The 22255-nt window shown below is 39.0% G+C and carries 19 protein-coding genes and 1 other annotated feature; of the genes, 4 read left to right on the top strand and 15 right to left on the bottom strand.

Annotated elements, in window-relative coordinates:
- Positions 1 to 2 precede the first annotated feature (2 nt).
- Complete coding sequence (locus AC1RFD_RS10710; protein ID WP_009373750.1) at positions 3 to 1094, bottom strand: carbohydrate kinase; 1092 nt, start codon at positions 1092 to 1094, stop codon at positions 3 to 5.
- 112 nt (positions 1095 to 1206) lie between these two features.
- Positions 1207 to 2457 carry an MFS transporter gene (locus tag AC1RFD_RS10715; RefSeq protein WP_257960621.1) on the bottom strand — a complete coding sequence of 417 codons (1251 nt, stop codon included), beginning with the start codon at positions 2455 to 2457 and terminating at the stop codon, positions 1207 to 1209.
- A gap of 184 nt (positions 2458 to 2641) precedes the next feature.
- Between AC1RFD_RS10715 and AC1RFD_RS10720 the strand changes: the two genes are divergently transcribed.
- Positions 2642 to 3100: a MarR family winged helix-turn-helix transcriptional regulator gene (locus AC1RFD_RS10720; RefSeq protein ID WP_492474891.1), complete on the top strand. Its 459-nt coding sequence runs from the start codon at positions 2642 to 2644 to the stop codon at positions 3098 to 3100.
- Positions 3101 to 3139: 39 nt separating this feature from the next.
- Here the strand turns inward: AC1RFD_RS10720 and AC1RFD_RS10725 are convergent, their stop codons facing one another.
- The 8 genes from AC1RFD_RS10725 to AC1RFD_RS10760 all read right to left on the bottom strand — a co-directional run bounded on the left by AC1RFD_RS10725 (position 3140) and on the right by AC1RFD_RS10760 (position 11905).
- Positions 3140 to 3652: an adenine phosphoribosyltransferase gene (locus AC1RFD_RS10725; RefSeq protein WP_004226730.1), complete on the bottom strand. Its 513-nt coding sequence runs from the start codon at positions 3650 to 3652 to the stop codon at positions 3140 to 3142.
- Positions 3653 to 3675: 23 nt separating this feature from the next.
- Positions 3676 to 6006, bottom strand: coding sequence for a single-stranded-DNA-specific exonuclease RecJ (recJ, locus tag AC1RFD_RS10730; RefSeq protein WP_492474892.1), 2331 nt, complete (start codon positions 6004 to 6006; stop codon positions 3676 to 3678).
- A 141-nt stretch (positions 6007 to 6147) separates the two neighbouring features.
- Positions 6148 to 6939: a tryptophan synthase subunit alpha gene (trpA, locus tag AC1RFD_RS10735; RefSeq protein WP_326140743.1), complete on the bottom strand. Its 792-nt coding sequence runs from the start codon at positions 6937 to 6939 to the stop codon at positions 6148 to 6150.
- The gene (trpB, locus tag AC1RFD_RS10740) at positions 6936 to 8147 is read right to left on the bottom strand and encodes a tryptophan synthase subunit beta (protein ID WP_004226717.1); all 1212 of its coding nucleotides are present in this window, start codon (positions 8145 to 8147) and stop codon (positions 6936 to 6938) included. Before trpB ends, trpA begins: the two co-directional genes overlap by 4 nt.
- The gene (locus tag AC1RFD_RS10745) at positions 8147 to 8761 is read right to left on the bottom strand and encodes a phosphoribosylanthranilate isomerase (protein ID WP_048392106.1); all 615 of its coding nucleotides are present in this window, start codon (positions 8759 to 8761) and stop codon (positions 8147 to 8149) included. Before AC1RFD_RS10745 ends, trpB begins: the two co-directional genes overlap by 1 nt.
- Positions 8758 to 9549 carry an indole-3-glycerol phosphate synthase TrpC gene (gene trpC / locus AC1RFD_RS10750; RefSeq protein WP_281216111.1) on the bottom strand — a complete coding sequence of 264 codons (792 nt, stop codon included), beginning with the start codon at positions 9547 to 9549 and terminating at the stop codon, positions 8758 to 8760. Before trpC ends, AC1RFD_RS10745 begins: the two co-directional genes overlap by 4 nt.
- Positions 9549 to 10577 carry an anthranilate phosphoribosyltransferase gene (gene trpD / locus AC1RFD_RS10755; RefSeq protein ID WP_054550037.1) on the bottom strand — a complete coding sequence of 343 codons (1029 nt, stop codon included), beginning with the start codon at positions 10575 to 10577 and terminating at the stop codon, positions 9549 to 9551. The genes trpC and trpD overlap by 1 nt, the downstream gene beginning before the upstream one ends.
- Positions 10577 to 11905, bottom strand: coding sequence for a chorismate-binding protein (locus tag AC1RFD_RS10760; protein WP_492474893.1), 1329 nt, complete (start codon positions 11903 to 11905; stop codon positions 10577 to 10579). Before AC1RFD_RS10760 ends, trpD begins: the two co-directional genes overlap by 1 nt.
- 99 nt (positions 11906 to 12004) lie before the next feature.
- Positions 12005 to 12246: a binding site (T-box leader), on the bottom strand.
- Positions 12247 to 12566: 320 nt separating this feature from the next.
- Between AC1RFD_RS10760 and AC1RFD_RS10765 the strand changes: the two genes are divergently transcribed.
- Positions 12567 to 14255, top strand: a complete 1689-nt coding sequence (locus AC1RFD_RS10765; protein WP_492474894.1) for a methyl-accepting chemotaxis protein — start codon at positions 12567 to 12569, stop codon at positions 14253 to 14255.
- Between the two features lie 105 nt (positions 14256 to 14360).
- On the opposite strand, the gene secDF is transcribed toward AC1RFD_RS10765, so the two are convergent.
- Both secDF and AC1RFD_RS10775 read right to left on the bottom strand, forming a co-directional pair.
- Positions 14361 to 16628, bottom strand: coding sequence for a protein translocase subunit SecDF (gene secDF, locus AC1RFD_RS10770; protein ID WP_054550034.1), 2268 nt, complete (start codon positions 16626 to 16628; stop codon positions 14361 to 14363).
- A 346-nt stretch (positions 16629 to 16974) separates the two neighbouring features.
- Positions 16975 to 17283, bottom strand: a complete 309-nt coding sequence (locus AC1RFD_RS10775) for a post-transcriptional regulator (RefSeq protein WP_004226703.1) — start codon at positions 17281 to 17283, stop codon at positions 16975 to 16977.
- A gap of 93 nt (positions 17284 to 17376) precedes the next feature.
- Between AC1RFD_RS10775 and AC1RFD_RS10780 the strand changes: the two genes are divergently transcribed.
- Positions 17377 to 18894 carry a putative polysaccharide biosynthesis protein gene (locus tag AC1RFD_RS10780; protein WP_048395180.1) on the top strand — a complete coding sequence of 506 codons (1518 nt, stop codon included), beginning with the start codon at positions 17377 to 17379 and terminating at the stop codon, positions 18892 to 18894.
- Here AC1RFD_RS10780 and AC1RFD_RS10785 read toward each other — a convergent pair.
- Positions 18891 to 19526, bottom strand: coding sequence for a DUF421 domain-containing protein (locus AC1RFD_RS10785; RefSeq protein WP_066036504.1), 636 nt, complete (start codon positions 19524 to 19526; stop codon positions 18891 to 18893). The two genes, AC1RFD_RS10780 and AC1RFD_RS10785, sit on opposite strands and share 4 nt — an antisense overlap.
- A 138-nt stretch (positions 19527 to 19664) precedes the next feature.
- Here AC1RFD_RS10785 and AC1RFD_RS10790 point away from each other — a divergent pair, with 138 nt between their 5' ends.
- Positions 19665 to 20516, top strand: a complete 852-nt coding sequence (locus AC1RFD_RS10790; RefSeq protein ID WP_492474895.1) for a polysaccharide deacetylase family protein — start codon at positions 19665 to 19667, stop codon at positions 20514 to 20516.
- 73 nt (positions 20517 to 20589) lie between these two features.
- Here the strand turns inward: AC1RFD_RS10790 and yajC are convergent, their stop codons facing one another.
- Both yajC and tgt read right to left on the bottom strand, forming a co-directional pair.
- Positions 20590 to 20856, bottom strand: coding sequence for a preprotein translocase subunit YajC (gene yajC, locus AC1RFD_RS10795; RefSeq protein WP_004226696.1), 267 nt, complete (start codon positions 20854 to 20856; stop codon positions 20590 to 20592).
- Positions 20857 to 21109: 253 nt separating this feature from the next.
- On the bottom strand, positions 21110 to 22255 hold the full coding sequence (gene tgt / locus AC1RFD_RS10800; protein ID WP_016991901.1) for a tRNA guanosine(34) transglycosylase Tgt: 1146 nt from the start codon (positions 22253 to 22255) through the stop codon (positions 21110 to 21112).

Consider the following 22255-nt stretch of genomic DNA (forward strand, 5'->3'; position numbering starts at 1 on the left):
TGTTATTCCTCCATTTCATTTTTCAACAAATCTACTGATAATTCAGGTCTTACTGTATAAGGAGATGCCAATGTATTTTTTGCATTGGTTAATCCAGCATCAATACATGTCTCAAAAGATTGTCCAGTCAGCCAACTGTGAATAACAGCGCTGACAAAGGCATCTCCTGCTCCTGTCACATCTTCAATTTTGTCAATCACTTTAGCGGCAACATGACAAGGGGCAATCGTTGTAGATGCTGCATAAACGCCCTTGCTACCAGCCGTGATAATGACATGCTCCGCACCTAATTGTAGGAGCTGTTGTAAAGCTTTTTCATAATGGGTAGCGTTTTCAATTTTATGTCCAACAATCGTTTCCGCTTCATCTGTGTTACAAATAAACCAAGTTACGCCTTGTAATGTTTCAGGTAGTCGATTCATTTTTGGCGAAGATACTGGCACAATGACAAGTGGAATATCACGAGCAAGGGCTACTTGCTGGATATACGCCACTGTTTCTTTTGGACAGTTTAAATCCAAAATAAAACAGCCTGCGTTTACAAGCATTGTTTCATGTTTTTTCAACAAGCTCGGTAACAGAAGGTCGTAAACTTCCATATTTGCTACAGCTAGTGCTAGCTCACCCTGTTCATCCATGATGGCAGTATAAGAACCTGTGGAAGCCTCTGCAAGCTGCTCTACATAACGTAGATTCATAAAGGATTCCGAAGCCTCTTGGATCACTTGCCAATCAGCATCCTTACCTGCCGTTGTCAGTAACGTCACTTGGTGGTTTAATCTGCCTAAGTTTTCAGCAATATTTCGACCAACGCCACCTACACTAAAGGAAGAACTGGCAGGGTTAGATGTTCCAAATTGAACATTGCCCTTGACATGGAATTTGCGGTCTAAATTAGCGCCACCGATGCAAATAATTTCATTTTCTTCGGGTAATATATAAGCACGACCTACAATTTTTCCTTGCTTCGTTAAACTAGACACTAAATTAGCAAGCACAGGACGCGACAGATTCATTGCATCTGCCATTTCTTGCTGAGACATAAACGGATTCTGGCGAATTAAAGCAAGCACCGCCTGTTCTCTTTCATTCATAGCATCACCTTTTATTATATTTGTTTATATTATAAACTTTTGTTTGCGTTATGTCAAAAGATTCTTTATTAAAAAAGTTGAACCTCATCTTACTGAGGTTCAACTTTTTTGTTTATGCTTGCTGAGGTGTTTGTTTTTTAACAATGATGACGAATAAACTGGCCATTGCACAAAACATTCCTGCAAGAAAAAAAGCCCATGTATAAGAGTTAAAAAATTTATAAATTAACCCTCCACCATACGCTGCAACCGCCGCTCCTGCTTGATGGGAAGCAAATATCCACCCATAGATAATACTGCTTTTTTGCATACCAAAAATTTGTCGTGTAATACTGATGGTTGGTGGCACTGTAGCAATCCAATCTAGTCCGTAAAAGATCGTGAAAATCGTTAATAAAACAAATGATCCTTGTGCAAGTGCATAAGGGAGCAATAATAGAGATGCGCCTCTTAACAGGTAATACCAAAACAATAACCACCGATTATCGAAGCGATCAGACAACCAGCCTGACGCAGTTGTGCCTAATAAATTAAAAATGCCCATAAAAGAAAGGAATGATGCGGCAGTGACTAAAGGAACGCCAAAGCTAATACAATAAGAAACAAAATGAGTACCAATTAATCCGCTTGTCGATAGCCCACAAATAAAAAAGCTACCTGCTAAGAGCCAAAATGCTTTAATCTTAATTGCCTCAAATAAACCTTTAAAAGCCATAGCTATTGGATTCTTCTTTTGCTGTATTTGTTGTTCCTCTATAGCCTCCTCTTGTCCATAAGGAGTTAACCCCATATCCTGAGGTCTATTTTTTATAAAAAGCGCAATCATGAAAAACATTATGATACTAAGGAGTAGCATTAATGTGATAGCCCATCGCCAAGAATAGTGTTCAATAATGATAGCTAGAACTGGTAATAAAATTAACTGGCCCGTGGCTGTACTTGCCGTTAAAATACCAACCGCTAATCCTCTGCGTTTTACAAACCAATGATTCGCAACATATGGGCTAAGGACAGTTAAAAAAAGACTTGCTCCAAGACCAATAATGCCCCCCCAAATAACGATTAGCTGCCAGGATTCACTCATCAAAAATGTTAAAGTCATTCCTAATACTAAAGTTGCCATAGCACCTAGCATCATTTTCTTTAAGCCAATGACTTCAAGTAATGCAGCCATAAATGGTCCAGATATGCCATATAAAAACAAACTTACAGCAAAGGCTAAAGCAATGGTTGAACGATCCCAGTGAAATTCTTTTTCAAGAGGGTCGATAAACACGCCAGATGATGACATTGTAATTCCTGCGACAATTATCGAGAAAAATGTGACGATTAAAATAAACCAACTATAATGAACACGCTTCACCTCAACACCTTCTTTTCTTTGATAGACTACAAAACATGTATATACATGTTTAAGTCTGCTTATTTCATTTATATGTATATACATGTATAATCATAGTAATCGTTCATAAAGCTGTCAAGAAGTAATTTCTAGTTATTGGGTGTATACTTATAATTAGTAGAATCCCCTTAAAGGAGTACTGTCGATGAAGAATCAACTTAAAAATATTGATTATACACAAATTTGTGTTTGTGCAAACCTTAGAAAAAAAACAAGGGTTGTCACACAATTATATGATAAGCTGCTACAGCCTACAGGTTTAAAAGTTACACAATATTCAATGCTTGCACATATCGACCTTCAACAAGCTGTCTCAATCAGCCGTTTAGGTGAAATTTTACAACTGGATCAAACCACTATAACACGTAATATTAATCTATTAAAGCAACATGGCTATGTTGAGTTAAAGCGAGATATCAATGATGCTCGTACCAAAAAAATAAAGCTCACTGAAAAAGGTTTAGAAAAGCTGCATGAAGCAGCACCTATTTGGCAAGGCATTCAAGATAGAATTATCGAGGATATTGGAACCGAAAAATACGCAGATTTCTACGATACCTTGCGAACAATGCAAAAAATTATTCAAGCCTATGACGAAGTATAAAAAAAGCGCCCACAGTATAGGGCGCTTTTTGCCATGCTCTTAATATTGAATAAGTGTTTTAATATTTAAATCGCCAAGCTTTTCGCGACCATTTAATTCTAGAAGTTCAATCAGGAATGCACAGCCTACTACCTGACCACCTAATTGTTCTACTAAACGAACCGTTGCTTCAACTGTACCACCAGTCGCTAGTAAATCATCACAGATTAAAACTTTTTGACCAGGCTTAATTGCATCATGATGCATTGTTAACGTATCTTTACCATATTCAAGACCGTAGTCTGCACTAATTACCTCACGTGGTAATTTACCAGGTTTACGAACAGGGGCAAAGCCGATTTCAAGTGCATAGGCAACTGGACAACCGATAATAAAACCACGTGCCTCAGGGCCAACAATAATTTCAGCGCCCACTTCTTTTGCATATTCTACGATTTGGTCTGTTGCATATTTGTATGCAGGACCATTATCCATAATTGTTGTAATATCTCTGAAGGTAATGCCCTCTTTCGGCCAATTTTCAACCGTTGTAACGTATTGCTTTAAATCCATGTTATTGCTCCTCCTACGAAACGTTATTCGTCCGCTGATGTTAAACGTTCATCAAACCATTGTTTTAATTCTATATAAGGAGCATAGACAAGCTTTTGCTCCATTTCAATCTGTTCTGAACGTTGTTTGTAAGACGGTGCCTCTGTTAGTGCTTGTTTTGGAGCATTCACGTTGACAGTCGTCAGTCCACTCTCCATTTTAACAAAATCAAGCTCAAAAAACACCTGTGTCATAAATTTTAGTGTATCTAATGGCCACCCCGTATGCTTCGCTAAATCTGCGATATGCATATCAAGCGGAAAGGCTGGTCGATTTTTCAAGAACTTATAATACCAAGCAAATTGCTCACGAGTAGGTAGACCACTGAAGTATTGCGAGTCAGGCATATAAAAATGAGCATAAATACGTGAAGGGGCTGTCTTCTGTAAAACGTCCTCTAGCTTTTGAACATTGTGTGGCAAGTCTAAGAGCACGATGTAATCACTTTGTTCAATATTTGAAAGGGCTGGGTCAACCAGTGTAATAGGTGCACCGATTAATGATTGATAATAGGTCATCGTTTCTGGACGAAAGGCGATAAACCGGGCCACGTCCTTCGGTACCGTATTCAGCCATCGAGCTGTTTGACGGATACCACGAATATCAAATAACTGCCATTCTGTAGTTTGGACATCCTCGATCATAAATTGGGCTTTTTTACGTCCCTGCCATTCGTTAATTTGCAAATCGCCTATAAAGGAAACTTTGATGCCATACGTTAATTCATCATGTAAATGCCCTTTGTTAAAACCAACACTATCCAATTTATCATAGCCGTTTGTTATTTCCATTTTAATATGATTCTCGCCCGCTCCAATTTTACGCATGGAGGTGATTTCTACATCCTCCAGCACATACACAGGCTTAGGGAAATCTGTGCCAAATGGTCCTAGTGTTGAAATTTCCTCAATAGCATCCGCTGAAATTTCGTCTATGCTGAGCGGTATATCAATATGCACTACAGGTGTTAATTGCTCCTCTGTCAAACAAGCTCTTGCCTGAGCATCTAAGCGAGTACGCAGTTCATCTACATGCTCTAATGATAAGGTCATACCTGCAGCCATAGGATGTCCACCAAAATGCGGTAAAATATCTCGATTTTTAGCTAGTTCATTATATAGATGAAAACCTTCAATACTTCGAGCAGAACCTTTTGCTATGCCCTTTTCGGGATCGAGTGACAGCACAATCGTTGGACGGTAATACAGTTCAACGAGACGTGAGGCTACAATTCCTACAACACCTGCGTTCCAGCCCTCGCCAGCAACAACAAGAACTAAGGAATTGCCGATTTTTTCATCTGCTTCAATCAGTGCGATGGCTTCATCTGTAATACTTTTCACAATATCTTTGCGCTCGGTATTGCAGGCATTTAGCTTTTTTGCCAATGCGGTTGCTTTAGCATTATCCTCCGCCATTAATAATTCAACACCAGGAGCTGCTTCACCTAGACGACCAACAGCATTCAATCGTGGACCAAAATAAAAGCCAATCGTTTCTTCTGTAATTTTCGTCTGCTCTGTACTGGCTATGTCACACATCGCTTGTACCCATGGACTAAGGGAACGACGCATTTCTTGTATGCCCCTCTTCACGAGATAGCGATTTTCATCCACCAACGGAACCAAATCTGCTACAGTGCCAATCGCCACAAATTCTATTAGATGGCTTGGTAGTTCACCATAAAGAGCATGTGCCAGCTTAAAGGCTACCCCTACTCCTGCTAGCTCGCCAAATGGATATTGCCCTTCTGGTATTCGGGGATGAAGAATAATATCTGCTGGTGGTAGCTCCTCACCTGGCTCATGGTGATCTGTCACAATGACATCCATACCAAGCTCCTTTGCTACTCGAATAGGCTCAATACCAGATATACCATTATCCACTGTAATGATTAACTGTACACCATCTTCATAGGCCTCCCGAAATAGGGCTTCATGCGGACCATAGCCATGGATAAAACGATTCGGAATTTTAAAGGAGACGTCTGCTCCAAGATCTAGTAAAACATGTAACATAACGGTTGTGCTTGTCACACCATCCGCATCATAATCACCATACACTAAAATTTTCTCACCATTTTCTAGTGCTTGTTCAATTCGTGCTACCGCTTCAGCCATACCATGCATAAGAAATGGGTCATGGATATTTGCCTCAGTCATATTTAATAAGCTTTCTGCCTCAGCCGTTGTTTCGCAGCCTCGTGCTGCTAAAATTTTTGCTGCAATCGCAGAAAGTTGTAAGTCATTTTGTAATGCTTGTACAAGTGTTGCGTCAGGACGCTCCACCTGCCATCTTTTTTTCGATAGAATCATCTGCTCACTTCCTTACGAAAGCTATTATACCGAATTTCTATAGGTTGCGCACTATCCGTTAGATTGATAGTTTTATCCATCGATTTTTAATTTCTATTCGTCACTTTTCCATTTCTTTCATCATCAAAAAAGCCTACTCTTCTAAAGAGTAGACTTTTCTAACATACCTTTCGAGGCGGCTACTAATGCTTCCACCGTTGCCAAATCTCCTTGATGCAATGCCGTCACAATGGCACTACCGACAATTACACCATCTCCCAAAGCCCCCATCTTTTTCACTTGCTCTGGTGTTGAAATACCAAAGCCTGCAAGCACAGGGATTGGACTTGCTTGACGTAAGCTTGCAAAATGCTGTTCTAAATTATCGGCAAAACGCGATCTTGCTCCTGTGATCCCATTAACGGTCACTGCATAAACAAAACCCTGACTAGCTGCTGTGATGCGTGCTATACGCTCTGGAGGGCTTGTCAATGAGATAAGCTGTACCACATCAATGCCATATGGATTTAATGCATCACGTAACAACTCGCTCTCTTCCAATGGGACATCTGGTACAATTAATCCCTTAACTCCTCCAGCTACACAGGCTTGCGCAAAAGACTTTAAGCCATATGCTAATACTGGATTGAAATAAGTCATGACTACGAGAGGCACTGTTATTTCATCTCTAAATGACGCGAGTGTTTGCAACACTTTTCTTAATGTCACACCAGATTTGAGTGCACGTTCTCCTGCTCGTTCGATTGTTGGACCATCGGCAACAGGATCTGTAAAAGGAATCCCTACTTCAATAGCTGTTACCTCTAATTGCTGCAGTTTTAAAATAGTTGGCTTAATGGTCTCTAGCCCTCCGTCACCTGCCATGATATAAGGTATGAAAGCTTTATGACCTTCAGCTTTTGCCAAATCGATCGCTTGCTGTAAAGTTGTCATTTTACATCCCCTCCTAGTGCTGCTCGAACTGTGTGAACATCTTTATCTCCTCGACCAGATAAGCACACAACAATGATCTGATCTTTTGCCATGGTCTTTGCAAGTTTTGCCGTATAAGCAATAGCATGAGAACTTTCAAGTGCAGGCAGTATCCCTTCTGTTCGGCTTAATAATTGTAGTGCCTCCAGTGCTTCAGCATCTGTGATGGAGTCAAATTGAGCTCGACCAATATCATGTAAATAACAATGCTCTGGTCCTTTCCCTGGATAATCTAACCCAGCTGAAATAGAATGTGCTTCTTGGACAAAGCCGTTTTCATCCTGTAATAAATACATATAGGCGCCATGTAATACACCTAATTGTCCACCTGCGATGGCCGCAGCATGCTTCCCAGTTTCAAGACCACTTCCTGCTGCTTCAACACCGTATAAGGCAACTGATTCATCATCAACGAATGGGTGAAACATACCGATTGCGTTACTGCCACCTCCAATACAGGCAACAACTGCATCAGGTAAACGCCCCTCTTTTTGCACGATTTGCCTTCTTGTTTCTACTCCAATGACACGCTGAAAGTCCCGAACAATTTTTGGGAATGGGTGAGGACCTAAGGCAGAGCCTAAAATATAGTGGGTATCCTCAACATTTGTCACCCAGTAACGTAGGGCAGCGTTCACAGCATCCTTTAATGTTTTAGAACCACTTTCCACCGATTGAACCTTTGTGCCAAGCAACTCCATACGAAAGACATTTAACTGCTGACGTTTTATATCTTCTGCTCCCATAAATACAACACATTCTAGATTTAATAATGCACATGCAGTAGCTGTTGCCACACCATGCTGCCCAGCTCCTGTTTCAGCAACGATTTTCTTTTTACCCATGCGTTTGGCTAGAAGTGCTTGCCCAATCGCATTATTAATTTTATGTGCACCTGTATGGTTTAAATCTTCACGCTTTAAATAAATCTTTGCTCCATCTAGCGCCTTCGTTAAATTTTCTGCGTAATAGAGCGGTGTTTCGCGGCCAACATAGTCTTCTAAATAATAGGACAGCTCCTCTGTAAATGCAGGGTCTAGTAATGCTTGCTCATAAGCAGCTTCTAATTCAAGCAAGGCTGTCATTAATGTTTCTGGCACAAACCGACCACCAAATTGTCCAAAACGCCCTTCTTTTGTCGGTACACTATTTGCTATTGATATTCCCATCATCTGCTCCCCCTCTTTACTGCCTGTAAAAAAGCTTGTATTTTGGTAGAATCCTTGCTTCCATCTGTTTCTACACCACTTGAAACATCCACCATAAAAGGCCCTACATCCGTAATAGCCGCTTCAATATTGTCTACATTGAGACCACCCGCTAATAGTAATTTTTCTTTGGGAATCCCTACTTGCTCAAGGAGTGTCCAATCAAAAGTGTGACCACTCCCGCCTTTAAACTCTGTACCAGGCGCGTCAAATAAATAATAATCTACCTGATAGTCGGCAGCCGCTTGAACATCCTCTTTTTCTCGTATCGATAATGCCTTTATGGCGGGATAACCTTGCTCCTGAATAAATGCTGGCGTTTCCTCCCCATGATATTGCACATAATCTAAGGGCACTCGCTCTACTGCTTCCTTTAATTCGGCTGACGTTGGATTCACAAAGACACCTATTTTTAAAACACCTTGTGGTACATGCTTCGCTAACTGTTGGGCTTGCTCAATGGATACACGGCGTTTACTCGGTGCAAAAACAAACCCTATAGCATCTGCACCAGCATGAACAGCTGTTTTGACATGTTCTTGCTCCTGTAGACCACAAATTTTGACCTTTGTCATACCGATGCCCCCTCTTTACTTACTTGCAAATCTCGTAGTGCTTGCCCCGCATCTCCACTCCTCATTAAAGCTTCACCTACCAGGACACCACTAGCCCCCATCGATGCTACTAGCTTCGCATCGTCCTGCGTCCATATACCGCTCTCACTAATTAATACTCGATTCTCATCAAATGGAAACACATTAGCAATTTCTCTGGTACGCTCTAGGCTTACTTCAAAGGTACGTAAATCACGATTATTAACGCCAATTAACTTTGCATCTACCGCAAGAGCGCGTTCAAGCTCTTCACAATCGTGTACTTCCACTAAAACCTCTAGGCCTAAGCCCGTTGCATAGCTATATAAATCACGTAAGGCATCGTCTGTTAAGGCTGCCACAATTAATAAAATAATGGATGCACCTGCCGCCTTGGCAAATCGAATCTGCACTCGATCAATCATAAAATCCTTACAAAGAAGTGGGGTATCTACAGCAGCAGCAACTGCTGCTAAATCTTCAAAGGAGCCTTTAAAAAATTCCTTGTCTGTTAAGACCGAAATAGCTGCTGCTCCTGCTAGTGCATAGACTTTTGCTTGAGCAACTGGGTCTGCTCCGCCAGCTATTAACCCTTTTGAAGGGGAAGCACGCTTCATTTCCGCGATGATTTGCAGTGTATGAGCTTGACACAATGATTCAATGAACGAGCGACGTGGCGTTTCTGTAAAGTTTGCTAAAGGATCTGGCTGCTCTAATAAAGCACCTACCTCAATCTTTTTTTGCAGTAATATTTTATTGAGTATATTCATTACCCTACCTCCACTTCTTTAATTTGCATGCTATATGTTACAACCGCCTCTAATTTTTGTTGTGCTCTCCCGCTAAAAATACTTTCCTTTGCCATGGCTACACCCTCTTTGATGGTTTCCGCTTGACCATAGCCAAATAAGCCGATGCCAGCATTTAATAGTACTGTATCTAAATAAGGACTCCGTTCCCCAGCCAATATTTTTTGCATAATCACCGCATTTTCATCTGCATTGCCACCACGGATGGCCTCTAAAGGGGCCATTTGAAGACCGACATCTTCTGCATTTAGGGAAAAGGGAATTAGATCTCCTTTATCTACTAAAACCAATGTATTTTGACCTGCTAATGAAGCCTCGTCTAAGCCTTGTGGTCCTGAGACGACAATGGCCCGCTCACGTCCAAGCATTTGTAAGACTGAGGCATATTCCATGACAAAATTCGGTCGATTAATGCCTGTAAATTGTGTGGATAATGGGACCGGATTTGTTAAAGGACCAACAAGATTAAAGATTGTCGGTTTTCCTAATGAACGGCGAACTTCACCAATTCTCTTTAATTTCGGATGAACATTCGGTGCATAAATAAAAGCGATTCCCTCTCGCTCGAGCAAATGGGCTGTTTGTGGGATGGAAATAGCTGTATGAATACCTAGTGCCTCTAGCACATCTGAGCTACCAGAGGAGGAAGAAATTTTACGGTTCCCATGCTTGGCAATTTTGACACCTGCCCCAGCTAACACGAAAGCAGAAGCTGTACTGATATTAAAAGTATGAAGACCATCTCCACCTGTACCGCAATTATCCATATAGCTACCTTCTTTTACGGCTATATCAAGAGCAAAAGATCGCATAATAGTTGCTAATGCGGCTACTTCATGTGCAGTTTCTCCCTTCGCAGCTAAAGCTGTTAAAAAGCTTGCTATTTCTTCTTTAGGAGTATCATCCCGAAATAACCATTGCGCTGCCTGTAGCATTTCTTCGTACATGAGATGTGTTCCCTGCAGTACTTTCCCTTGTAATCGTTCCATTAGTTTTGCCCCCCATTGCTCACCAGTAACTGTAAAAATGCCTGTTCTTCCTCTTGCACTTGATGTAAAACGTTTTGCACATTTGTATATTTGGTAACAGTTATTGTTGCTTGCAAATGCATGGTATCCTGTTTAACTACAATAGATTGACCTGTTAAGGCAAAATCCAAATGGCCATTAAATCCAATAAAGCCGAGAGCACCAAAATAACCAGCTGCATGCGGAAGCTCCGTTGCTGAAAGCGGGGATATGGTTGCTGCTAAAACATCCAGGGCATGAAGCATTGGTAAAAGCTTTCCTTCTACCCTAGTCGTCATGTGCAGTGCCTTTTTGGACCGCTGGATACGCATAGCCTCCATGACCTGAACAGAATCTCGGAAACAAACCGACTGTAATTCTTGCTGAATAGCCCTAACAAGAAGTGCATGTGATTGCCTAATGCTTTCATGGTTGTATAATTTACGTTCATTTTCTAGTTCTTCATTTTTTGTTTCCCCTCGCGGATATGTTCCCTCTGTAGGAGTCGCAATAACGCTTTCACCTTTTACTCGGATTAGACTTTCAGGAGAAGTACCTAACACAACATGATCCTCAAATTCAATATAATACATATAGGCTGCAGGCTTTTTTTTACGTAGCTGTCGATACAAAGCCAACGTATCACCTTGAAAATTGACTACATGGCGGTTCGGCAAAACTACCCTTGTTATGTCATCATGTAGGTTGGCTTGCATTGTCTGTAAAACCGTTGCAAATGATTCGTTTGTTGTAGTATCAAGCGGTTGATAACGATAAGATGCTTCGTCACTGATATGCCCGTTTACTATTTGTTGAGCCAATTCTTCCAAATCAGGTTCCTGCTTTTCTGCATCTATATTTGTATGAATTAATGTCACTTCATCTGTTTGATGATCGAAGACAATAATCGTTTCATAGACATGAAAATAAGCATCAGGCAGTTCTATTTTTTTATCTACGAACATCGTTGTACCGCCAAAGCCTATATATCCAACGGCACCACCTGAAAATGGAAATTGCGTCGTATTGGAAATACGTGGCATGAGGCGTTTAAGAAGAACAAAAAGTTCCCCTTGATGCACGTATGTTTTTCCTGTTTTATAGGAAACCTCTTGGATTTCTTGGCCCACACCTTTATATGTTTTTCGTGGATTAGCACCAATGAAGGAAAATCTTCCAGCTCCTTCGTGTTGGGCAGAACTTTCCAATAAAAATTTATGTTTTCCCTGTAAACGCCTAAAAATCAAAATAGGTGTTAAAGAATCGCCATTGATCGTTTTCATTTTTGTTCTTGAACTCGTTATTTGCATAGCTATTTTGCTCCTTTTTCAAAGATTCCTTTAGCTAATGTCTAGACGAATGCTGAATGAAAATAAAAAAGCCCTCTGCAAAAAGGATTATTCCTAATTGCAGAGGACGATTATGACCGCGTTGCCACCTCATATTAGAGCATATGCTCTCACTTTTGTGCTTTACATCATGGCTATGGTAAACCATACCATGAAAGCACCCCTATAACGTGGGGAATCACGTTCGCTTTTTTATAAGCGACTCTCATAAGTCCATTCACATAAGCTGTAAATCAGTTTACACCAGCCACTGACTCTCTTTATTACACACTTAGGCTACTACTCTTATTCAACAATTTCTCAGCTATTCTCATCTAAACTCAGCTCATCTGTTCTGTGGCTGACCTCGCTCCCGAGATCTTCTACCTTGACCGAACAAAAAGTTAGCCTTAATTCTATGCCAATTCAATACTATTGTCAATCAATTCTGACGAAAAAAGTTGAAATTCCTATTTTATCAGAGGAATCAAAAGTAGGTATATTATCCTTCTATAAAAACTTATTGGAGAATAAGATTTCCTACGATTGAAAATTCCTTGACTATTGACCATGTAAATATATCAAGTTATAGTAATTTCAGAACATCAATTTTTTCCATATAATAAAAGAAAGTAGGAAGTTTATGTCCGTTCGCAAAAAATTAAATATAGGATTCATTTCCTTAACATGTTTACTTTTTATCTCAAGCATCGTATCATTTATTCAATTTAAAACAACTCAGAATGATTTAGAAGAAGTATTAAAGCATCGGATGGTGCAAATCCAATTAACAGATAAAATCCAACAACAACTTGCTTCTCAAGGTTTATTTTTACGCTCCTATATTTTAAATAAGAAGGACGAAACAGCTAAGGCCAATTTAGAGCGCTATGAAAAGTTGTTACCTGAAACAGTTCATGAACTTTCTACTATTGTTCGATCAGATTATACAAAAAATATTATGCAGCAAATCACGGAATTGCAAAAAGAGTTACTGTCAAATTCACAGAAAGCTTTACAAGCGTTTAATAGTGGCAACACGGATCTAGCACTCTCAATCATCAATAATGATGTTACAAAATACAATAAGGACATTTTTAAGTTAACAACTGAATTATTAGCTTATCACGATGAACAGCTTCAAAATGTTGACCAATCTGTTAATCAAACCGTTTCACGCGCTATTATCATTGCTATTAGCCTTCTCCTTGCAAGTATTATTATTGGATTATATTTTATGCATATGGTCAAAGCCTCCATTATCCTGCCCCTACGCAAGGTTATTGGAGCAGCAGATACATTAGCACAAGGTGATTTAACAATTGCTGAGCTTGACCATCAATCAAAAGATGAGATCGGTACACTTGCCAATGCAGTCAATACATTAAAACGAAATCTAGCTGGTTTAATGACTAACATTCAAGATAGTGCATCCCATTTATCGGCTGTTTCAGAAGAGCTTTCTGCTAGCACTGAAGAAGTAACTGCAACTTCCGATAATATTGCTCAACGAATTCAAAATAATGTAACACATATCACTTCTTCTGCTAGTGCCTCTCAGCAAAGTGCTGTGGCAATGGATGAAACTGCATCAGGTGTCCAACGCATTGCGGAGGCGACTCAAAGTCTTCATCACAATGCAGAAAATCTGACTCAGCTTGCCCATACAGGTGGTGCAACGATTGCAACAGCAAAAGAACAGATGAATATGATCGCACTAGCAACTTCTGATATTGCAACATTAACGCAAAAACTAAGTAAGCAATCAGAAGAAATTGGGCAAATTACAACAGTGATTACAGCAATTTCAGAACAAACAAATTTACTGGCACTAAATGCAGCTATTGAAGCAGCAAGAGCAGGAGAACATGGAAAAGGCTTTGCAGTCGTAGCGGATGAGGTACGAAAACTTGCTGAGGAATCGAATCAATCTGCCAATCAAATCGTTGCTATTACAAAAGAAATTCTAACAGATACACAAAATGTTGCAGCATCAGTAAATAATGGTTTAGCTTCTGTAAAGGATGGTGTAGCCAAAATTCATGAGGCTGGAGATGCTTTCTACTCCATCACCTCTGCTGTTGCTGCATTCACAGAGCAAATTGAAGAAATTTCTGCCACATCTGAAGAAATCTCTGCTAGTGCAGAGCAGGTTGCAGCTTCTGTCACGGAAATTGCCAATGTTTCTAACGAATCAGCAACGAATTCTCATATGATTGCAGAATCTGTTGACGAGCAAGTTGCGACCATGCAGCAGGTAAATACTGTCGCAGAAGAATTAAGTGAAAATGCGCAACAGCTACAAGGCTTAATCCAGCAATTTAAATTGTAAATACTATATGAAAAATCTGCTGCTTTTTATAAAAGGCAGCAGTTTTTTTGCATGAAAAAAGCAGAGATTAGAAAACCATATGTTTTCCATTCTCTGCTCATTATATTATACAGTAGGCTCGTCTGTACCCCATTGTTTCTTCTCTTTTTTACGTAGCTTCCCATCTGATTTTTTCATTTCACGAATTTTTAATGAGTACCAGATTTGAGCTGCGATACAGATTGAAGAATACATACCTGTAATCAAACCAATCAATAACGCGATAGAGAAGTTTTGAATAGATGGTGCACCAAAAATTAATAGGGCTACAACAACGATAATTACAGTTAATACTGTATTAACCGAACGACCCATTGTTTGGCGTAGCGATTTATTCACGATATTCGCCAATACTTCACGGTCATTAATTGTATCATAACGATCTAAGTTTTCCCGCATACGGTCAAAGGTAACAATCGTATCATTGATGGAATACCCAACAATTGTTAATACAGCCGCAATAAACGTAATATCTACTTCTAAACGCATGAAGCTAAAGACGGCAACAATTAAGAATACATCATGCAATAATGAAACAATTGCACCAATACCCATGCGCCATTCAAAACGAACTGCTACATAAATGATAATCCCTATTGCTGCAAGAGATAAAGCCTTAATCGCATTTTTTACAAGTTCCTTACCAACTGTAGGCGATACAGTACTTACAGCTGGTTCATGACCATATTTTTCGCCAGCTTCTTTTTTAAATTCTAAAATTTCTGCTTGTGTAAGGTCATCTTTATAGCGAATGACTGCTGTATTACTTTTCTCACCAGAGAGTATGATATCTTCTGATGAAAAATCAATGCTATCTAGATATTTGGACACTTCTTCTTTTGTTAATGTTTGATTCGATTCAATTTGGACACGAGTACCGCTTGAGAAATCGATACCTAGGTTAAGGCGGAAGATGCCAAGAACCACTAAACCAGCCACTAGAATGGCTAATGAGAACGTATAGAATTTCTTACGGTTGTGAACAAAGTCAAATCGATCGAATTTCGTTGATAAATCTAATGTACCAATATTTTCATCTAGACTATGCTGTTTAGATTTTGCAATACCAAACCATGCAGGACTGTTGAAATAGCCACTGTTTACAAGTAGTCCTAATAGGACACGTGAGCCCCAAACTGCTGTTAAGAAGCTCAATAAAATACTAATAATTAATGTTGTAGCAAATCCTTTAACAGAGCTTGTTCCCCATTGGAACAATACTGCTGCAGCTAATAAAGTTGTCAACTGCGCATCGACAATGGCTGATAAAGATTGTTTAGAACCAATTTGGAAGGCTTGTTTAGCGGAATAACCCACTCGTAGCTCTTCACGTATACGTTCTGCCGCTAAAATATTGGCATCTACTGCCATCCCTATACCCAGGACAATTGCCGCAATACCTGGGAGTGTTAATACCGCATTAATCCAGTCAAAGACCACTAATACTAGGAATGTAAACACAACCAGTGTAATGATGGAAATAAAGCCTGGTAAACGATAGTAGAATAGCATAAATAAGAAAATAACTACTACGCCGACAATACCAGCAAAAATCGTACTTTTCAGTGCTGCATCACCAAATTGAGCACCAACAGAAGTTGAATAAATTTCATCTAGCTTTACAGGCAATGCCCCAGCATTTAAAATATCTGCTAAATTTTTTGTTTCTTCAACAGAGAAATTACCGCTAATCATAACATCTGTTGTATTTAATGTTTGACTAACTGTTGCTGCAGATGCATAGCGAGGCTTTGCTTTTTGTGATTCCGCTTTATAGGAATCGACACCCTCTTCAAAGTCTAACCATACAACCAGTAAATTTTGACCTGCGGGTTTTGCTGCAATTTTACTTGTTATATCAGCAAATTTTTTCGCATCTTTTAAAGTTAAGGATACAATCGGACGATTTTGTTGGTCAAAAGAGCCTTTAGCACCGTTAGCTTTCAAATCGTCTCCATCTAATAATAAATTATCATCAACATCACGGAATGTTAAATTCGCAGAAGTAGACAATAACTTACGTGCCGATTCCTGATCCTCAACACCAGCTAATTGCACACGAATACGATTTTTGTCCTCAACCTGAATACTCGGTTCACTAACCCCCATCGTATTTACACGTTCACCAAGTGCAGTGGATGTTGCTGTGACAATTTCTGGTGTAATTTTTTGTCCTTCTTTTAATTCATTTACCTCGTAAAGCACTTCAAACCCGCCTTGTAAGTCAAGACCAAGCTTGATGTCCTTTAAGACGCCGTTTACAGTCGTACTAATACCTGCTGCCAATAGCACGATAATCAGTAGGAATGCAACTATACGACTTTTTAGTTTCATCAATAAATCCTCCTCGAATTGGTGTAAGGGCTGTCCTTACACGCCAAACAAGTAACTAGCAATACCTTTTGAAACGTTTAATCCTCCTTTTCATCTAGAATCGTGTTACCTGTGCTTCAAAAAGGTTGCTATACTTATTTCAATCGTTCATAACGCGCAAGTTTATCTTAGTATTATTAGGTACTAGCCTTCTAAATGTCAATAAAAGCAATGAAGACTTATGTAAGTAAGAACTTATTCAAAATAAAAAAAGCGCAACACACTTATTATGAAACAGGTTGCGCTTGGTGTCAATTCAACACGTATAGGATTCTTAGAATTATTGTAAAATTTGACACATCATTGATTACGTTCTGACTGGACCAAGCAGTAATTGTAACTCGTCTGTATTGACTTCTTCAAACCAATTATTACTTTGTAAAAACTCTACTTGATTAAATGAGACGATATCAGATGGTGATACCGAAAAAATGGTAGAAATGACTTCATGTAAACGTAGTTGCTCAACTTTCTTTTTACGCCATTTTTTTTCAATACAGTAGCGCCAGAGTTCTTCGGCTGTAATAGCATTATATTGATAATGCTGGAACTCTGCTATCTTACTATCAATTGCCGGACGAATCTTTTCAAATAGTTGCTCATATTGCATACTCATTTTGAATCATCTCCAATCAAAGTCGTAACGTAAGACATGCTTGCATACAAATAGTGTAAATGAATTTTTGCGGCTTGAGAAGGGACGGATGGCATGAGTTCTTTTGTACGAGGTACATTATTTTTAATGTTTGTGATTTTTTTATCTAAACTTTTTGGCTTCTTTTATAGAATGCAATTTATGCGGATTGCTGGTGAAGAGGCTGTCGGTATTTATATGACCGTCTATCCAGCGTTTATTTTCTTCATCTCACTCATTCAACTAGGACTACCTATCGCTGTGGCTAAAATAGTGGCTGAATTACTAGCAAAAAATAAACGTGAGAACATCTTTGGTGTCATGCGTACAGCCATTCTTTGGTCATTCATTGGCATGATCATTTTTATGCCACTCGTTGCACTAACAATACCATATATTTCAACAACTCTATTACATAATGAACAGACAACATTTACATTATGGATTGCACTCTTTGCTGTACCAGTATCAGTTGGATCTGGCTTATTACGTGCCTATTTACAAGGTGTTGCAAAGATTACACCGACAGCATGGGCACAAATGATCGAACAAATTGTACGTATTAGCTTCATTACTTTAATGCTACCCTATGTGGCTAATTACAATAATGCTGCTGTCACGGCTGCGGCGGCAATGGGCATTACACTGCTAGCCGAAGTTGTAGCATTCTTGTATTTATGGCTACACTATATCGTTTCCAAAAAGAAATTATTGACACGAAAAACTAAAATTGAAGGGTATCCTGCATCACCAATGTTGCGTATTGCCCTTCCCTCTGCAGGCAGTAAGCTTTTTGGTTCTTTCACTTGGTTTTTAGAGCCGATTATCTTTTTAAAGGCTTTAACTGTGGCCGGTTTAACCGCTTCTGCTGCCACTATTTTATATGGTGTCATCTCCGGTGTTTTGGTGCCACTACTGTTATTTCCTGCGTTTGTATCAACAGCCTTATCGATTGTGCTCATTCCAGCTGTTAGTGATGCCGTCGCTCGTCAGCACACCCCGCTATTACAGGAACGAATTTCGGTGTCCCTTAGATTGTCTTCGCTAGTGGGGTGCTTTGCTGCTACGTATTTCTTTGTGCATGGAGATGAATTAGCGATGAAGCTTTTCCATTTAGAAGAAAATCGTGGGTACGTTAAAATTTTAGCACCTATTTTTTATTTTTATTATATTCAAAGTCCTCTACACTCCATCTTACAGGCAATTGGTGAGGCAAGAGCTGCCATGATGAACTCCATCTATGGTGGGCTAGGTAAACTTTTCGTGATGTTTGTACTTGCCTCTCAACCAGGTATCCAAGAAAAAGGAGCCGTTGTAGCTATTGGCTTTGGGGTATTACTAACGTCATTCTTGCATATAGCAACAGTTAGACAACGTAAAAACCTGCGTGCTGGCTTTAGAATGTTTGTCGTGCCTTATAGTTGTTTTATTGCTGTTTGCGTCGCCCAGTATTTCCTTATTCCAATACTATCACTACCATTTATTTTAAGTAGTGGTGTGACATTATTTTTGCTATTTACCTTTTTATTATTTACCAATCAGTTGCGTATTACAGATTTCCGTTACATTAAAAAATTGGCGAAAAAAGTTTAGGATTCCTTTAATTGGATATGCAGCTTATTGTCTTCCCAAATACAAAAAAATACCGTTTCACTGTCAGTAATATTATTTTTTGCTAGCTCACCCATTAGCCAATCCACATCTTTATGCATGGTAAATAAATGTCTCTCTTGGATATCACCGTCGATAATCAATGGATACACAAAGGCTTTTTCATCTTTTTTATAGACAGAAAGATTGCCTGAAGGCTCTAAATACGCAAAGGCTACATCTGTCACAGATGCAATTCCGTTTTCTCGTAATTGCTGACATAAATCATCTAAATTATAGCGGTGTTTTCTCATCTCACTCTCTAAAATAACACCGTCTTTTACTAATAAAGCAGGGTCACCATCCACTAGGTCACGTATTTTTTTGAACTTTAATGACAAAAAGGCACTTAATATTTGAATAAAGAGCAAAATAATAATAGGTAGTATGGCATTAAAGAGAGGATTTTTATAATCGTCTAGCGCAAAGGCCGCTACTTCTGCAATTAATACAAATACGACCAAATCGATGACTGATAATTCACCTACTTCTCGTTTACCCATTAAACGGAAAACGATGATGATAAACACATACAAAAAGCAAGTTCTAAAAATAATATGGTAATATTCTTCCATATAAACACCCCCATACTATCAAGGTGACCTTACTTATTGTTTTTTATACAGTTTTCAAGGAATAGTCCCTACTTGTTCGTACACACTAACATAGAGCTTAGATGCTTATCACAATAAACATGCAAACAAGGTGAGGACATGACAAAAAAAATAATCGTTTTCGTTTTTGTTTATATCCTTTTTCTTATTAGACCTTATCCTATTTACGGGTATCAGGAACAGGAAATACCTATTCTTATGTACCATCATTTAGAGGACAATATAAACAATACTACTGTTATTTCACCCAAAAGCTTCGAAAATCAAATGAAATTACTTAAAATGGAAGGCTATCAGGCCATTTCTGCTCAGCAATTATATGATTACTTAAACGACCAAGCGCCGTTACCTCAAAAGCCCGTGTTAATTACTTTTGACGATGGGTATTTTAGTAATTATGAAAAAGCTTACCCGATATTGAAAAAATATGATATGCATGCAGAAATCTTTGTGATTGCAAGCCGAATCTTAGAGATGGATGGAAACAATTACCATCCAAATGAAACAGCAAAGATGAGTTGGGATCAATTAAAGGAAATGAAGGATTATATTACAATCCAGAGTCATACTTGGGACTTACATTATAAATTACCTTCAAAAAATGGTAAACTAAATGGCGCAGTATTTGGTCCTAGTATTGTAAATGGGCAACTAGAGAGTCAGGTTGAATATGAAGAAAGAGTAAGAAATGATTTTATTCATTCAAGAAAAATAATCAAAGAAAAGTTAGGATATGAACCAATAGCAATAAGCTATCCTTATGGGATTTACTCACCCTCCACCATCAAATTAGCCAAGGAAGCTGGCTTTAAGATGGCCTTTGTCATACAAAATAAACATGTGAAAAAAGGCGATTCCCTATTTACGTTAAGCCGAATAACGATTAATGGCAATGATACTGGTGAGGCATTCATTCATAAATTAAAAACTACAACTGCAAAAAACATCTAAACACTGCCTTCTAATATTGTATAAAAAAGACTTACAATATAGCTATCGCCTATTGTAAGCCTTTTCTTCTTTGTTACTGATTGTCATTGACAATTCGTCCAATTGCTTGACGGTCAAATTTCACTCGTACATTGTCAGCAATTTTTAATGTCACTGCTGTGTCTTCAATTGCATCAATAACACCGTGTAAACCACCAATCGTAATGACTTTATCTCCACGTTGCAAACTACTTTGCATATTTTGTGTTTCCTGCTGTCTTTTTTTAGCTGGACGGATTAAGATAAACCACATTGCAACGAACATTAATAATATTGGTGCTAATCCTAATAATTGATCCATAATAGCATCTTGCCCCCTTTCCAAATCTCACTTTTTTAGTATAGACTATTCCACCATTAAAAAGCGATGGACAAGCCCAAAAATTTTCTCAATTACTAATATTTTTTCTATGATTGACAATATTTTGCTAGAAATATTCACTTTTTACAAAGTTTTGAATGATTTGCAAAACTATTGCTATTGATTATGGACATTAGGGGATGCCTAATGTCCTTTTTTTAATTTAGCGCATGAATGATCCTATTCGTCTAGTTTAAAAGTTTTTTGCATCTGGCCCATTAAAGCCGTATTTTTCAAAGAACTCTTCACGGAAATCACCAAGGCGATCTTGACGAATTGCCTCACGTACTTGCTCCATCAATTTTAATAGGAAGTGTAGATTATGATAGGATGTTAAACGAATACCGAACGTTTCTTCCGTGCGAATAAGGTGACGAACATAGGCACGAGAATAATTTTTACATGTATAGCAGTCACAGTTCGGATCAATCGGCCCAAAGTCACGTGCATATTTTGCATTTTTCACTACTAGACGTCCTTCTGATGTCATCAGTGTTCCATTACGTGCAATACGTGTTGGCAGTACACAGTCAAACATATCGATCCCACGAATTGCCCCATCAATTAAAGAATCTGGTGAGCCAACACCCATTAAATAACGAGGTTTATTTTCAGGCATCATTGGCGTAGTAAATTCTAAAACACGGTTCATCACATCTTTCGGTTCTCCAACGGATAATCCACCAATTGCATAGCCTGGGAAATCTAGTTCTACTAACGCTTCTGCTGAGCGGCGGCGTAAATCTTCGTACTCTCCACCTTGAATAATGCCAAATAAACCTTGCTCCTCTGGACGCTGATGTGCTTCCTTACAGCGTTTTGCCCAACGAGTTGTTCGATCAACTGATTTCAGCATATAGTCATGTGTCGCAGGATATGGTGGACATTCATCAAAGGCCATCATTATATCAGAGCCTAAATCATTTTGAATTTCCATTGCCTTTTCTGGGCTCAAAAATAATTTATCTCCATTGAGGTGATTACGGAAATGAACTCCTTCCTCCTCAATTTTCCGGAATTGACTAAGTGAAAATACTTGGAAACCACCTGAATCCGTTAAAATTGGACGATCCCAGTTCATAAATTTATGAAGTCCGCCTGCTTCTTTGACAATATCATTACCTGGACGAAGCCATAAATGGTACGTATTGGACAGAATAATACCGGCATTCATCTCTTTTAATTCTTCTGGTGACATGGTCTTCACCGTTGCTTGTGTGCCAACAGGCATAAATGCTGGTGTTTCAAAGGAGCCGTGTGGTGTATGGACGATGCCAAGACGTGCTCCTGTTTGTTTACATGTATGAAGTAGTTCATATCGAATTGCTGGTTGTGTCAT

Source organism: Lysinibacillus sp. GW823-FHT02G10 (genome assembly GCF_058797135.1).